Source organism: Aestuariirhabdus haliotis, assembly GCF_023509475.1.
GTDB lineage: Bacteria > Pseudomonadota > Gammaproteobacteria > Pseudomonadales > Aestuariirhabdaceae > Aestuariirhabdus > Aestuariirhabdus haliotis.
The window spans coordinates 176156-190393 of sequence record NZ_JAKSDZ010000002.1; the positions used below are offsets into that span (position 1 = coordinate 176156).

The 14238-nt window shown below is 51.3% G+C and carries 14 protein-coding genes; 5 read left to right on the top strand and 9 right to left on the bottom strand.

Annotation, left to right across the window (positions count from 1 at the left end; translation table 11 throughout):
- Nucleotides 1-20: 20 nt before the first annotated feature.
- Nucleotides 21-1442 carry a 3-isopropylmalate dehydratase large subunit gene (gene leuC / locus MIB40_RS02710; protein WP_249690503.1) on the bottom strand — a complete coding sequence of 474 codons (1422 nt, stop codon included), beginning with the start codon at nucleotides 1440-1442 and terminating at the stop codon, nucleotides 21-23.
- 187 nt (nucleotides 1443-1629) lie between these two features.
- Here leuC and MIB40_RS02715 point away from each other — a divergent pair, with 187 nt between their 5' ends.
- Complete coding sequence (locus MIB40_RS02715; RefSeq protein WP_249690505.1) at nucleotides 1630-2514, top strand: LysR family transcriptional regulator; 885 nt, start codon at nucleotides 1630-1632, stop codon at nucleotides 2512-2514.
- Nucleotides 2515-3015, top strand: coding sequence for a SixA phosphatase family protein (locus MIB40_RS02720; protein ID WP_249690507.1), 501 nt, complete (start codon nucleotides 2515-2517; stop codon nucleotides 3013-3015). It begins immediately after the preceding gene.
- Here the strand turns inward: MIB40_RS02720 and MIB40_RS02725 are convergent.
- The 3 genes from MIB40_RS02725 to prmB form a co-directional block, all read right to left on the bottom strand.
- Nucleotides 2994-4160 (bottom strand): MFS transporter, encoded by a 1167-nt coding sequence (locus MIB40_RS02725; protein WP_249690509.1) that lies wholly within the window; start codon nucleotides 4158-4160, stop codon nucleotides 2994-2996. The two genes, MIB40_RS02720 and MIB40_RS02725, sit on opposite strands and share 22 nt — an antisense overlap.
- Before the next feature lie 2 nt (nucleotides 4161-4162).
- Nucleotides 4163-5266: a chorismate synthase gene (gene aroC / locus MIB40_RS02730; RefSeq protein WP_249690511.1), complete on the bottom strand. Its 1104-nt coding sequence runs from the start codon at nucleotides 5264-5266 to the stop codon at nucleotides 4163-4165.
- A gap of 130 nt (nucleotides 5267-5396) precedes the next feature.
- Entirely contained in the window at nucleotides 5397-6356 is a 960-nt protein-coding gene (gene prmB, locus MIB40_RS02735; protein WP_249690513.1) for a 50S ribosomal protein L3 N(5)-glutamine methyltransferase, read from the bottom strand.
- Between the two features lie 135 nt (nucleotides 6357-6491).
- On the opposite strand from prmB, the gene folE reads away from it, so the two are divergent.
- Complete coding sequence (folE, locus tag MIB40_RS02740; RefSeq protein ID WP_249690515.1) at nucleotides 6492-7034, top strand: GTP cyclohydrolase I FolE; 543 nt, start codon at nucleotides 6492-6494, stop codon at nucleotides 7032-7034.
- Nucleotides 7035-7120: 86 nt separating this feature from the next.
- Here the strand turns inward: folE and MIB40_RS02745 are convergent, their stop codons facing one another.
- Nucleotides 7121-7993 (bottom strand): DUF4892 domain-containing protein, encoded by an 873-nt coding sequence (locus MIB40_RS02745; RefSeq protein ID WP_249690517.1) that lies wholly within the window; start codon nucleotides 7991-7993, stop codon nucleotides 7121-7123.
- Between the two features lie 126 nt (nucleotides 7994-8119).
- Between MIB40_RS02745 and MIB40_RS02750 the strand changes: the two genes are divergently transcribed.
- Entirely contained in the window at nucleotides 8120-10381 is a 2262-nt protein-coding gene (locus MIB40_RS02750) for a sensor domain-containing protein (RefSeq protein ID WP_249690519.1), read from the top strand.
- Here MIB40_RS02750 and MIB40_RS02755 read toward each other — a convergent pair.
- From MIB40_RS02755 to MIB40_RS02765, 3 genes are all read right to left on the bottom strand, one after another.
- Complete coding sequence (locus MIB40_RS02755) at nucleotides 10360-10728, bottom strand: DUF7793 family protein (RefSeq protein WP_249690521.1); 369 nt, start codon at nucleotides 10726-10728, stop codon at nucleotides 10360-10362. The two genes, MIB40_RS02750 and MIB40_RS02755, sit on opposite strands and share 22 nt — an antisense overlap.
- A gap of 121 nt (nucleotides 10729-10849) precedes the next feature.
- Nucleotides 10850-11722: an alpha/beta fold hydrolase gene (locus MIB40_RS02760; RefSeq protein ID WP_249690523.1), complete on the bottom strand. Its 873-nt coding sequence runs from the start codon at nucleotides 11720-11722 to the stop codon at nucleotides 10850-10852.
- On the bottom strand, nucleotides 11719-12525 hold the full coding sequence (locus MIB40_RS02765; RefSeq protein WP_249690524.1) for an alpha/beta hydrolase: 807 nt from the start codon (nucleotides 12523-12525) through the stop codon (nucleotides 11719-11721). The genes MIB40_RS02760 and MIB40_RS02765 overlap by 4 nt, the downstream gene beginning before the upstream one ends.
- Nucleotides 12526-12673: 148 nt before the next feature.
- On the opposite strand from MIB40_RS02765, the gene MIB40_RS02770 reads away from it, so the two are divergent.
- Nucleotides 12674-13375 (top strand): patatin-like phospholipase family protein, encoded by a 702-nt coding sequence (locus tag MIB40_RS02770; RefSeq protein WP_249690534.1) that lies wholly within the window; start codon nucleotides 12674-12676, stop codon nucleotides 13373-13375.
- 18 nt (nucleotides 13376-13393) lie between these two features.
- On the opposite strand, the gene MIB40_RS02775 is transcribed toward MIB40_RS02770, so the two are convergent.
- Entirely contained in the window at nucleotides 13394-14170 is a 777-nt protein-coding gene (locus MIB40_RS02775; RefSeq protein ID WP_249690535.1) for a crotonase/enoyl-CoA hydratase family protein, read from the bottom strand.
- Between the last annotated feature and the right edge of the window lie 68 nt (nucleotides 14171-14238).

Consider the following 14238-nt stretch of genomic DNA (forward strand, 5'->3'; position numbering starts at 1 on the left):
ACCTGATCTGTTGTTCGCGCTTAGTCAAGCTCACGGACATCGACAAAATGCCCCATAACAGCTGCGGCTGCGGCCATGGCAGGGCTCACCAGGTGGGTTCTTCCCCCAAACCCTTGACGCCCTTCGAAATTTCGGTTTGACGTGGAAGCGCAGTGCTCTCCCGAGCCCAGTTTGTCAGCATTCATGGCCAGACACATGGAGCATCCCGGCTCACGCCATTCCAAACCCGCATCGATAAATATCCGATCCAGGCCCTCTCGTTCCGCCTGCTCCTTGACCAAGCCTGACCCTGGCACCACCAGTGCTTGCTTGAGAGTAGACGCCACCTTGCGACCTTTAACCACCTTAGCCGCAGCCCTGAGGTCTTCAATGCGCGAATTGGTACAGGACCCTATAAACACTCGATCCAAATGAATATCGGTGATCTTCTGACCGGCATCCAATCCCATATAATCAAGCGCCCGCGCAATACCCAGGCTGCGAGTCTCATCTTTTTCTTGGGCGGGATCGGGCACAGAACCATCCACCGGCAGTACCATCTCCGGCGAGGTGCCCCAGGTTACCTGCGGCAGTATCTCTTCACCCTTGAGCACAACAACCCGGTCAAATTCTGCGTCATCATCGGAGACCAGATCACGCCAGGCGTTAACCGCCTTATCCCAATCCTTGCCTTTGGGGGCATACGGACGGTCTTTGACATAATCGATGGTCTCCTGATCGACAGCGACCATACCGGCACGGGCACCGGCCTCAATCGCCATATTGCACAGCGTCATACGCCCTTCCATGCTCAACGACCGAATGGCATCGCCACCAAATTCCAGGGCGTACCCTGTGCCGCCAGCGGTACCAATTTCGCCAATAATGGCCAGGACTACGTCTTTGGCGGTAACGCCCTCACCCAGCTCACCATCGACCCGCACCAGCATATTCTTCATCTTCTTGGCGACCAGGCATTGAGTCGCCATCACATGCTCTACTTCGGAGGTACCAATACCATGGGCCAGCGCACCGAAGGCGCCATGGGTCGAGGTGTGGGAATCACCGCAGACCACAGTCATTCCTGGCAGCGTCGCTCCCTGTTCGGGCCCAACCACATGCACGATGCCCTGACGGCGATCGTTCATACGAAATTCCTGAACGCCGAAGTGTTGGCAGTTGTCATCCAGAGTCTGCACCTGGATACGCGATACGCGATCGACAATACCTTCTATGCCCTCAGACCGCTCGTCTGCGGTCGTAGGTACATTGTGATCGGGGGTTGCCAGGTTGGCATCAAGTCGCCAGGGGGTTCGTCCGGCCAATCTGAGCCCTTCAAATGCCTGAGGAGAAGTCACCTCATGAAGCAATTGACGATCGATATAGATCAGCGCAGAGCCGTCATCGCGCTGTTTCACCAAATGTGCATCCCATAACTTGTCGTACAGGGTTTTGGCTGTCATTAGAGTTGCCTCTTTTATCGCGGGCAGCAAGCCTACAGGTTCACTGCAGAATCGAAAAATACCATCCTCGAGAAACCTCCAGGATGATCATTGCGGCTATGCTAATGGCTAGAATCAAATAAAACAAATTCATATTTGTTATAGTTTAGATTCCAAAATGGAATCTAAACATCAACAGGTATAACCTATGGAAACCAGTGCCTTACAGGCTTTCATTGCCGTCGCTGAAAGCGGCTCATTCTCCCTGGCCGGCGAGCAACTGCATTTAACACAGCCCGCCATCAGTAAACGCATCGCCACCCTGGAAACCCAGCTCAACGCCCGCCTGTTTGACCGCATCGGAAGACAGATCAGCTTGACCGAAGCCGGTAATACGTTACTACCAAAGGCTTATGGCATCCTGGCTGAGCTGGAAGACGCCCGACGCCAGCTCAACAACCTGAAAGGAGATGTTGGAGGTTCATTATCCCTGTCGACCAGCCACCATATTGGCCTGCATCGGCTACCGCCAATTTTGCGGCAATTCAGCCGCCAACACCCCGAAGTCGCTCTGGACATTCATTTTGTGGACTCGGAAGTGGCTTACGAAGAGGTGATTCATGGGCAAATTGAGCTAGGCATCATCACGCTTGCCCCCCAGCAACGGGCCCGGGAATTGATCTATTCGCAAAAAGTCTGGAGCGATCCACTATGCTTCGTCGTCTCCAGCGAGCACCCCCTTGCCCACAGCAAAGCCTTGACATTACAAGAGCTGAGCCAGTACAGCGCCATATTTCCCGGACAAAACACTTTCACCCACCATATAGTGAAAGGTCTGTTCAACGCGCACCACCTGGAGTTAACGGTATCGATGACCACCAACTATCTGGAAACCATCAAGATGATGGTTTCCATTGGACTCGCATGGAGCGTACTGCCACGCTCCATGCTCGATGACGAACTGTCAGAGATCAAACTGATTGGCGCCAACCTTGAGCGGGATCTTGGCTATATTCACCACACAGAGCGCACGCTTTCAAATGCCGCTCGGGCATTCATTGATATTCTGCACAGCAACCGTGAAGGGCTTTGAATGAAACAATTACTGATTCTACGCCACGCCAAATCGAGCTGGAGCCATCCCGGTTTACCGGACATCGAACGACCGCTCAACAAGCGCGGTGAACGTGTCGCGCCTCTTATGGCCGGATGGATTTATCAGCAATTCCCTCAACTCAGCCTGATTTTAAGCAGCCCCGCCAACAGGGCCCTGACCACCGCTCATAGCGTTATGAATGCCTATAGCCACCGCCCCAAACTGGAAGTGGAGCACAGCTTATTTCATGCCAGCGCTCACCAGATTCTGCAGGTTATTATTGATTACGCCGAGACTCAGGATTGCATCATGACCGTTGGGCACAACCCTGGGCTCGAAAGTTTTGTCAGTTCTCTGGATGCAGATTTTTGCGACCCCATACCGACCGCAGCCCTGGTAGTCATCGACTGTGATATCAGTGATTGGTCAGAACTCAAGCAATCTGAGTGTCAGGTTCACTCGCTATACCTGCCCCGTCAGCTTTTTTCGAAGCCCTGAGGCGGACCTATAAAGCGCCATACCAAAATTGCTGCCAGTAAACTCACCCCTCCCGCCCCGACAAAGGTCCAGCCGCCGCCAAAGGCTTCCCAACTATAACCGGAAGCCAGAGCACCAATGGCTGCCCCCCCACCAAAGCTGATCCCGCTGTAAAACGCCTGTCCCTGCCCCGCATGGGCATGACCGAATTTCTGGCGAACGTATTCAATCGATGCCGAGTGAAAACTACCGAAGGTCGCCGCATGCAATAACTGAGTTAGCACAACCAGGAGGAAGTTCTCCGGGAAAACCCCCAACAAGGCCCAACGCAACGCCGCCAGCAGTAGCGCGGAAAGCAATAACCAACGCACCCCGATCACCGGCATCAACCGGTGCATAAACCAGAACAGCAAAATCTCGGCAATGACCCCTAGCGCCCACAGAACGCCGATTACCGCACTGCTGTGACCTTGATCCGCCATATAGATACTGAAAAAGGTGTAATAAGGGCCATGGCCGACCTGCATCAAAGCCGAGGCCAGAAAAAAACAGAGAACGTCAGTCCGAAGCAGTATGGGGAGAAACCCTCGCCCCTCCTCCGGTTTCGAGCTAACGGGTCGCTCACTTACTCTCAGGGAGACAAGAAGCATTCCCAGCATGGCGGCCAGCATAAACCAGGGCACCATTGAGATACCCCATTCACCGATCAAGACACCGGCCACTAGCACCATCAGGGTGAACCCGATGGAGCCCCAGAGACGAATACGGCTGTAATATTGAGGTTGATCCCCTAACCTGGCCAGGGTCACCACTTCAAACTGGGGCAAGACCGCATTCCAGAAAAAACTGTAAGCCGCTATCGCCAGCGCCAGTAACCAGAAGTCACGCAAGAACGGCACTGCACAAAAAATAAGCAGAGTGGCCAATGAGCCCATTCGCACCAGATACATGCGACCACCGTAACGGTCACCAAGCCACCCCCACAGGCTGGGGGCAAATACTTTGGTCACCATCAAGACGGCCATTAACTGACCGATCTCGGCAGCACCAAAAGAGAGACTTTGTAAGTAAGGAGCCCAGTAGGGTGCCTGGGCTCCGATAATGGCGAAGTAGAAGAAATAGAACAGCGCCAGGCTCCCCCCCTGGGTATCAGCGCTGCGAACCATAATTACTGCTCGGGAGCTTGGGCGGCAATCACCGGCGTATCGCAGGTCACATCTGCATTTTGCGCCCGATGTCGCAGCCAATGATCCATCAGCACGATCGCCAGCATCGCCTCGGCAATCGGGGTGGCTCGAATACCAACACAGGGATCATGCCGTCCCTTGGTTACCACCTCAATGGCATTACCTTCGAGATCTACACTACGACCAGGCAGATGCAGACTTGAGGTAGGCTTCAGGGCAATATGAGCCTGGATCTCCTGACCGCTGGAAATTCCACCAAGAATGCCTCCTGCGTGATTAGAGAGGAAGCCCTCAGGGGTCATTTCGTCGCGATGCTCGGTGCCTTTTTGCGTAACACAGTCAAAACCGGCACCAATCTCAACCCCCTTAACCGCATTAATGCTCATCAGGGCATGGGCAATATCGGCATCGAGGCGATCAAAAATCGGTTCGCCCAGGCCGGGTGGCAACCCGGTCGCGGTTACCGTAAGGCGGGCGCCAATGGAGTCCCCTTCTTTGCGCAGGCGATCCATGTACTGTTCCATCTCGAGCACTTTATCCGGATCGGGGCAGAAGAAGGGATTATTATTGACTTCCTCCCATTCCACGCGATCGATTTTGATCGGTCCTAATTGAGACAGGTATCCGCGAACTGTAACACCCTGGGATGCCAGGAAACGCTTGGCGATGCCACCGGCCGCGACCCGCATAGCGGTTTCCCGGGCGGATGAACGCCCACCTCCGCGGTAATCCCTAAAACCGTATTTCTGAGTGTAGGTATAGTCGGCGTGCCCCGGCCGAAACTGCCGGGCAATATTGGTGTAGTCCTTGGACCGCTGATCGGTATTTTCTATCAACAACCCAATCGGCGTACCAGTGGTTTTGCCCTCAAACACACCCGACATAATACGCACCTGATCTGCCTCTCGACGCTGCGTGGTATGGCGTGACGTACCAGGCTTACGGCGATCGAGATCGGTCTGCAACATCGCCTCATCGAGCTCTATCCCGGGAGGGCAACCATCGACGATACACCCCAGGCCGGGACCATGGGATTCACCAAAGGTGGTGATACTGAACAACTTGCCAAAACTGTTTCCTGACATTCGGGACTCTTTGTCGTTGATGTTGGGGACATAAAGCTATTGTTAAAACAGCTTCTCCAGGAGCTGATACGCATATTGAGCGCGGGCAGATTATACCGATTTTCAACAGGCTGTGACTAATTGTCCCACGTCAGGATACAAGCATCTTAAATTGGTCCTGATACTTTCGGCAATCATCGGCACTCAACGCCAACACACCATCTCCGCCATGGGCAAACTCCACCCAGGCAAAAGGCACCTCAGGGGCTTGCTGCTGCAAGGCAACCCAGCTATTACCCACCTCCATCACTAGCAAACCCTGATCGCTGAGATAATCTGCCGCTTGCGCAAGAATACGCCAGGCCAGATCAAGTCCATCGTTACCCGCCGCCAAACCGAGCTCAGGTTCATGATGAAACTCTGCCGGCATATCCCCCAGATCCTCGGCATCAACATAGGGAGGGTTGCTGACGATCAGATCGTATTGCCGGTCGGCCAGGGCACAAAACAGATCACTCTGGATGCATTCAACCCGTCCCAGCAGCTCATGATTGTCGACATTGATGGTGGCGACCTGCAACGCCTCTTCTGACAGATCGACCAGGTCCACTTCAGCCTCAGGATAAGCTGCTGCACAGGCGATGCCGATGCAACCACTGCCGGTGCAAAGATCCAGCACTTTGGAGACTCGAGTATCCCCCAGCCAGGGTTGGAACTCCTGCTCGATCAGTTCGGCAATTGGCGACCTTGGCACCAGAACACGCTCATCAACATAAAAAGGCATGCCACAAAACCAGGCTTTATTGATGAGATACGCCAAAGGAATGCGCTCATCAATCCGGCGATCAATCTGCTGCTGCAGTAAGTGCTGCTCGGTCTCGGTCAGATGACAACTCATCAATGAACGATCGAAATCCCAAGGCAAGTGCAGGCTTTGCAAGACCAGCTGGACAGCTTCATCCCAACCATTGTCGGTACCATGGCCATAAAATAGCTCGGCTTCGTTAAAACGGCTGAACGCCCAGCGAATGTAATCAGCGATCGTGGATAAACCATTGGCTGTAACCGAATCTTTCAAACGCTCTACTCCCATCAAAGATAAGGCCGTCATGGTAGCCAAAGCGGGCTTTAATTCCCACTACCGATCCTTCTTGCAGGGTTTTCCGTAAGCATTCGAACACGTACAATAGCGCCCCTTAATTCATTAGCCCATACCAGTACCGGCTACCCAACTGAGTGATGCATCATGGAAAAGTCGTTCGCCGATATCATCGAAGCCGTAGGTGAAGACCTTGATAGACCCGGCCTTAAAGATACACCGGCCAGAGCAGCTAAAGCTTTTAAGTTTCTCAACCAAGGCTACCAGCAAAGCCTCGACGAAGTGGTAAACGACGCCCTGTTCCCTTCTGATAATGATGAGATGGTGATCGTCAAGGATATTGAGCTCTACTCATTGTGCGAACATCACATGCTGCCCTTTATAGGCCGCTGCCACGTCGCCTACCTTCCCTCTGGCAAGGTACTGGGGTTATCCAAGGTTGCTCGTATCGTAGATATGTATGCTCGCAGACTGCAGATACAGGAAAACCTGACCAAACAGATCGCCGACACCATTCAACAGGTGACAGGTGCTTCCGGTGTTGGCGTAATTATTGAGGCCAAACACATGTGCATGATGATGCGAGGGGTACAAAAACAGAACTCCATGATGAAGACCTCTGTCATGCTTGGCCACTTCCGCAATAAAGCTCACACCAGAGCGGAATTTCTATCCTTGATTCGAGACTAACTTCATAGGCATAACAATGCCTCAACACATCCGGGACAGACTCGCTCAATAGTCGGCGTCGTTCTGTCCCTTGCCCAAAGCTGGCTTTATTGCAGCAAGACCCTCACTGTCGCCGTGCCCGGATCTCCCGCAGGAAACAACGCAGGCCCCACGCCCAGCACCATAACGGCGTTACCATCGACACCCCGCCCAACAAGCTGCTGCTTAACCGCTTCGGCATAACGGCCAGACTGTGCCAGTAAATTATTCAGGTCACTTTGCGTCGGTGAGTCCCCGGCAATAGAGACGACCAGAACAGCCGGATCAGAACGTTCCTTGAAAATCGTGACGAGTTTTTCCAGACCACTGGAAGTGGCCAGAGCGCCAACATCAGAAGGCCAGCCCGGAACGTCAATGTAGTGTTGACTCTGGATGCGAGCCTGACGAGCCTGATCAGTTTCAAAGTGTTCAACCAAGCTAAAAACACGCCCGTTACCTCGTAAAATCGCATAGGTAAGCAGGTAGTCTCCAAGCAATGATTCGTTCTCAGCAATAAGATAAAACTGAGCGTTATCGCGCCCATAGAGCTGTTTAATATTAAACACTTCATTGGCCCAGAAGTTACTACTGCCACAACGCCGACCTTGGCAGCGGTAAAGGGTTTTGTAACCTTTGGCGAGTATGGCCTGCTCGGTGAATTCAAACGCATCCTGGTTCGTATGCCCTTCCGGAATCTGGTAAAGCTTCCGGGCAAGCTGACCATTAACGCGAAACTCACTATCAGCACGCACCACGCCATTAATTTTCTTGATCGAGCCCGTAACCAACTGATGGTTACTAGCTTGCTCATTGACTTGGCTTACAAGGGTGGCGTTGGGATAGGCCTCAATGCCCAGATCTTGAGCAACCACAAACGGCACAGGCAACCAAACACCTAAAAGAATTAGAAACAGACCTCGTTTTGGCAAACCTAATGACACACAACCTCCATTTCAGCATTTACTGCGCATTAATCCATCGTTGCGACTGACCACCACCCAAAACAGAGCAGAAAAGCCAGCATATCCTACACTGTGTTATAGCATCGCCGTACATGGGATGAAAGCGTGGTACACCCCTTTATTCAAAGCTTGTTTAGCCGCTGGTTTTCAACAGATTTCAAAGCGTTCCTCAAGGAACAGCTATTCCCGTTGTTACTGTTGGCCAGCGCCATCTTCACAATACTGCTCAGCGAAGGGCTCCCCCCCGCCTCTCAGGCACTGATTATCGCCTGCCTGGGCGGCTGCCTGATCATCTACCGAAGTTGCTCAAGAGGTTACCGCCAGCAGCACCTGTTTGCTAATGCCGATGAAAATCCAAGGATACTGATTGACGGGCAAGGCCATGTTTTACAGAGTAATGCTGCCGCCAAACTTTTCCTTCCTGATACTGATCAACTGACCGCGATCGGAAACTGCTTTAAAGAGGATGAAACCCGCGCAATTCTTGAGCTGATCAACGCTGCCCGGAACGGCCAATCCCGCATTGAAACATTGCCATTGACCATTGCCGGATCTACCCATCAATTTCGTATCACTTGTCAACCATTACAAGAACACAACCTCAGGGGAAATTGGCTGCTCAGCTTTTGCGATATCACAGAGCTTCAAATGCTGGGGCTGGCACTAGAACAAACCGAACAGCATTATCAGCAAGTTGTCGATCTAACGACAGAAGCCTTGCTCCTTCTCGACGGCGGGATTATCACTTACGCTAACCGATCTGCCGCCCGGTTACTGGGGGTTGATAATGAAGAGGATTTGATCCACCGAGAACTCAGGGAATTCATCACGAATTCGCAATGGGCAAAACTACCCAAACCCTTCCACCAACTGCTGCATAAGAAAAGCTATCAGCTCAATGACTGCGAGCTGGAACTCTGCACTCAAAACAAAACCCCTCTATTCGTAGAAGCTGTCGCCAACCCTTTTCAATTTCAAGAGCATATCTCGGTTTTGCTATCACTCAGGGATATAGGGTACCAAAAGGAGCAACAACAACAGCTGGAACACGCGGCCCATTATGACGACATCACCAGCTTACCTAACCGGCAATTTTTCCTTGCTCAGCTTTCACGGGTAATTGCGCGTTCACACCGAGCCCCAACCGAACATGCCGTCTTGTTTATTGACTTGGATAACTTTAAAGAGATCAACGACACATTGGGCCACCAAACCGGAGACCATGTATTGCAGGAAATTGCTCGTCGACTGAGCAACCACTCGCGTCGGGAAAACACTTTAGCCCGACTGGGCGGCGACGAATTTTCGTTACTGATTGAGAATATATCATCCCCTTACGATGCTTCATCCGCTGCAAGCAATATTGTGGAATTGCTCAGCACACCAATTCGACTTCACGGTCATACTCGATGGGTAACTCCCAGCATTGGCATTGCGCTTTACCCGCAAAATGGCACAACAACAAAAGAATTGCTGAAAAATGCCGACACCGCAATGTATCACGCAAAGCGGGCAGGAAAAAATAGCTACCGTTTTTTTAGTGCCAACATGAATCGTACGCTTAACCGGCGGCTGCAACTGGAGCAGGAACTGGATTCAGCGCTCTCTCAAGGCTCAATCCAGAGTTATTTCCAGCCCAGAGTACAAGCCAAAGACAACCAGATTATCGGACTTGAAGCCCTGTCTCGCTGGTATAACGAAGAAGGCGAACTAGTAACTCCTGGCGAACACCTTCCTATCGCAGAACAGAGCCAGCTAATATTTCGCTTCGAGCAGGAGGTCTTGCAACTACTACAAGATCAATTGAGAAAATGGCGGTTATTAGGGGTTTCTTACGGAACCTTGTCGATCAATCTCTCCGCTGCATTATTACAAGATAGCGAAGAGTTACTGGTTCAACTAAATCGCCTTCGCCTGGAACAAACCGTCGATAATCAATTGGAAATCGAGCTTGACGCCCCCATTTTGCTAAACGAAAGCCCAAAACTAACTGACGTTCTGCATAAAATTTCACAGCTAGGTTTTAAAATATCACTGGATCGATTCGGGGCCACCCCAACCTCTTTACCATTACTGAGCGCACTCCCCATCGACACAATAAAAATCGATCCGAACTTAGTGCGTGACGTTGATAGCTCTTCTGAATCGCAACGCATACTAAAAACCATATCGTTAACGGCCCAAAATCTTGGCATACAATTAACCGCTACCGGGGTCGAAACCGAACAACAGGCGCACCAATTGAAGAAACTTGGCTGCACACTGATGCAAGGATATTTTTTCCATTCACCACAGAATGCGGAAACAACAACGCACTTACTGCTAGAAAAACAAAGAGAGCAAACTCAACCCTTTGGTGATCGGTAACTCTCAAGCCAGGCCAACGCTTCAGCTTCTGAAGAAAAGCCTTTTACAGGAAACGTCGGTGGTTGCAACGTGGCATACATACGCAACAGAAAACGTTCCAATGGCGTTTTAGTAACTACCGCAACCGCCGCTGAGATTCGACGATACTCCTCACCTTGCAAATATTTCAAGGCTTCATTATCAACCTTTACAGTTCGTTGAGCAGTAATTAAAGCCGGATGTTTATCAGAACAAATATCATATGCAAGCCGAGCAATATGCTGCACAGATTCAAGCGTAACATGAGCATCAGGGCCATAGTCCACCCTCATAATTCCATCTTCTTCCATCCAGACTTTTGGTGCCACGACAGAACCTCAATACAATTAATTCACCACTTAAAATCACCAACCTGCTCTATTTATTGCTTTTTCTGCATCCCTTTTCTTTCCGAAGAATAATAGTGGGTTCGGCAACAATCAGGTAACCCTACTCTGCCCTTTCAATAAATTGATTTAAGACATTCGCCACTTCGGTCACTTCTGCTTCCATATGAAGATGATGCCCTCCGGCGACGGGGCACAAAGAGAAGCGTTGTAGAAGCTCACGGCTTCGGGCAAACTCTTCCCGAGATAAATAGATTCCATCTTCAGCAAGAATCAAACAGGTTGGTGCCACTATGTTAGCGACGAATGCCCTGGCTTGATTCCATGTTAACCGCATCATTGAAGGCAAGCGCAACCTGAGATCACTGCGCCATTGGAAACCGCCATCAACGGTCTCTACGCCTCTTTTTGTTAGAGGTTTGGCTGCATCAAATGACAATGGATTAAGCCCTTTCATCCTAGCCTCTATTGCTTCATCCACCGTAGCATAAACAGTTTTACGTTTTTGAGTAACGCTTTGCATTCCGGTTATTGCTTTTGCCAACTGCTCGGGGGAATCGCTACTGGAGGTAACCATTGGCCAAATGCCATCAATCAAGAGCAATCTCTCAACACGTTGAGGAAAGCTACCGGCGATCAACATGGAAATAACACCGCCCATCGAATGACCTAACAAGGAAAATTTGTTAATAGATAACGCGTCGGCTATCGCAAGCACATCCGCCACATTATCCCAAATGTTGTAGGCAACTCCGACGGGGCGGTGATCACTTCGGCCATGACCGGCCAGATCAAGCGCCAGAATTCTGTAATGCTTCAATAATGGGGCCAAAAAATGGAAGCTGGCAGCATTATCCAGCCAGCCATGAAGGGCGAACAAAACTGGCTGGTCCTGGTCACCCCAGCCGCAAATAGAAAAGCACAGGCCATTAGCCTCAACTTCAAACTCATCAAATCCGGAAGTGCTATGCATCATTGGTTATCCTCACTCAACAGTCGCTCTAGCACGGTATGAATATGGTGAGCGCTTTCCAGTGGATGCTCCAGCGGGAACATGTGAGTTCCCTGAACCCGCCTTTGCAATAGATTTCGATTTCGCTGCCCACGCCTGACCCGTTGCGCCTTAACCACATCACTGTGCTCCCCATACAGCAAGGCGGTTGGTGTCACGAAACGGTTATAACGGTCGGGGGAGCGGTGGGGCACATTGCGGTAGATGCTAACTTCTATTTGTGGATCGTAGACCAACTCGACATTCTGGCCAGCATGGGATAAACCCGCCCTCAGGTAATCCTCCAGACAATCATTATCAAAATGGCGAAACAACTTTTTGCCTCTAAAGTACTCGCGCGCTTCATCGTGACTGGACCACTGTGATCGTCGATCTCGAGTACGACCTGCGGGAGTAATTCGATCGATCCAACCGGTTCGCTTGGCCAAGGAAATCACAACTTTTTCCGTGGGGCTGATAACAAAGGAATCGAGCATGACAACGGCCCTGAATAAATCGGGCCGCCTCGCTGCCGCAAACGAGCACAAAACGCCTCCGAGGGAGTGGCCAATCCCGATTATGGGCTGCTCATAGTTTCGTTCAATGGTGACTATCAGTTCATCTACGAGATGCTTCCAACTGTTGGTAACAGGGTATTGTGGGTTGTGCCCATGCTTGGCTAGATAGCCGATCTGGTACCCATGCCGCTCTAGCCCCAGGAATAATTTGCGATAGCTTTCAGAAGGAAAGCCATTCGCGTGAGCAAAGTGAATCTGCTGGTCTTTCATGAGAAAATACTGCCTGTTTTTACGCCAATTTGGCTTGCCGCTATTTAGTTGACATATAATCTATATGACCTCACCCACCAACGTAAAGCCCCAAACGACAAAACAAACGCTGGCTGAATGGCTCCAAGAAGAGCCTTTTACCCTAACCATGTCATCAGGTTTCTTCAGCTTCTATGCCCACTGCGGCATGGCCTGCGCTTTATATGAGCGAGGTTTGAAACCGGTAAAAATTACCGGTTCGAGTGCCGGTGCGCTTATCGGCTGCTGCCTGAGCAGCGACGCTTCTCCAAACCGGATACGAGATTTTTTGATTAGGCTCAAGCCCCACCAGTTCTGGGATCCAGGTTGGGGTCTGGGATTGCTCAAGGGGCAACGCTTTCGCTCATTAGTAAGAGACTTTACGGGTATCGAGCAATTTTCCGATTGCGCCATTCCGCTGCACTTATCGGCGTATCACGCTAAAAGCGGAACCACACGCATACTAGAAGATGGCGATTTAAGCCTGGCGGTCCAAGCCTCTTGCGCAGTACCCTTCTTGATGCAGCCGGCACGCATTGATGGTCAATGGTATTGGGATGGTGGCATCAAAGATCGTCATGGACTGGCTGCTACGAAGCCGGGAGAACGTATTTTTTACCATCATATCAGTTCCCGCTCCCCCTGGCGTCGCACCAACAGTAAAGCACTGGAGATCCCTCAACAATCCAACTTGCAAGCGTTAGCCATTCAGGGCTTGCCTCGCTGCTCGCCAAGAAACCTGAGCAACGGTCCCATCGCCTTAAAACAGGCTTATATTGCCACCCTAGAAGCCTTGGATCATCGTTGGACCGGTTCTGCCTGTACGATTTAGACCTTCGCCCATGAACCCTCAGGAAACCGGTTTTCCGCCCCGCCCTTCTCCCCCACTAAAACGACCAGCACCCAGCAAGGTTTCTCCACTGTTAATGGTATCGATGCCACGCCAGATCTCATTGCGGGTTGCGGATTCATGGTCAAGGTCCCACTGTTCTATTGCCGACAAACGATCATTCCGCAAGCATCGCTGTGGTAATTCAGCGATCTCTGTCGCGAGCTGAACGGCGCAATCCAGGGCCTTGCCTGATTCGCACAGACGATTCACTAAACCGATTCGTTCTGCTTCCACTCCATCTATTCCGCGCCCGGTAAGAATCAGATCCATCGCTCGGCTATGGCCAATCAAGCGGGGTAATCGCACGGTTCCCAGATCCACCAACGGAACCCCGAATCGCCGGCAGTAAACTCCAAACAATGAATCCCTGGCCGCGACTCTCAGGTCACACCACAAGGCCAACTCCAGACCGCCGGCTACCGCAGGACCTTCAACAGCTGCGATAACAGGTTTGGATAAGCGCATCCGGGTCGGCCCCATAGGACCACGCCCTTCCACCTCAACAGGCTGGGGCGTGCCGTTAGCAACACCTTTTAGATCAGCGCCGGCACAAAATGCCCCACCCTCACCGCTGAACACCGCAACGGATGCAGATTCGTCGTGATCAAAACAATCAAAAGCCTCATAGAGGGCTTGGGCAGTAGTTTCGTCAACGGCATTTTTACATTCGGACCGATTGATCGAAATATGGGTGATATTCCCGAGTTTACGGGTCAGAACAGTTGCGTCACTCATGATTGGAAAAGCTCACTATTATTTTTATTGTGAAATAGAAGTACAGATAACTCTATTTTTTCTAGAAG

What these genes read in the sequence shown, in the direction of transcription:
- leuC (WP_249690503.1), bottom strand. Translation starts at nt 1,442, where the DNA reads ATGACAGCCAAAACCCTGTACGACAAGTTATGGGATGCACATTTGGTG.
- MIB40_RS02715 (WP_249690505.1), top strand. Translation starts at nt 1,630, where the DNA reads ATGGAAACCAGTGCCTTACAGGCTTTCATTGCCGTCGCTGAAAGCGGC.
- MIB40_RS02720 (WP_249690507.1), top strand. Translation starts at nt 2,515, where the DNA reads ATGAAACAATTACTGATTCTACGCCACGCCAAATCGAGCTGGAGCCAT.
- MIB40_RS02725 (WP_249690509.1), bottom strand. Translation starts at nt 4,160, where the DNA reads ATGGTTCGCAGCGCTGATACCCAGGGGGGGAGCCTGGCGCTGTTCTAT.
- aroC (WP_249690511.1), bottom strand. Translation starts at nt 5,266, where the DNA reads ATGTCAGGAAACAGTTTTGGCAAGTTGTTCAGTATCACCACCTTTGGT.
- prmB (WP_249690513.1), bottom strand. Translation starts at nt 6,356, where the DNA reads ATGACGGCCTTATCTTTGATGGGAGTAGAGCGTTTGAAAGATTCGGTT.
- folE (WP_249690515.1), top strand. Translation starts at nt 6,492, where the DNA reads ATGGAAAAGTCGTTCGCCGATATCATCGAAGCCGTAGGTGAAGACCTT.
- MIB40_RS02760 (WP_249690523.1), bottom strand. Translation starts at nt 11,722, where the DNA reads ATGATGCATAGCACTTCCGGATTTGATGAGTTTGAAGTTGAGGCTAAT.
- MIB40_RS02765 (WP_249690524.1), bottom strand. Translation starts at nt 12,525, where the DNA reads ATGAAAGACCAGCAGATTCACTTTGCTCACGCGAATGGCTTTCCTTCT.
- MIB40_RS02770 (WP_249690534.1), top strand. Translation starts at nt 12,674, where the DNA reads ATGTCATCAGGTTTCTTCAGCTTCTATGCCCACTGCGGCATGGCCTGC.
- MIB40_RS02775 (WP_249690535.1), bottom strand. Translation starts at nt 14,170, where the DNA reads ATGAGTGACGCAACTGTTCTGACCCGTAAACTCGGGAATATCACCCAT.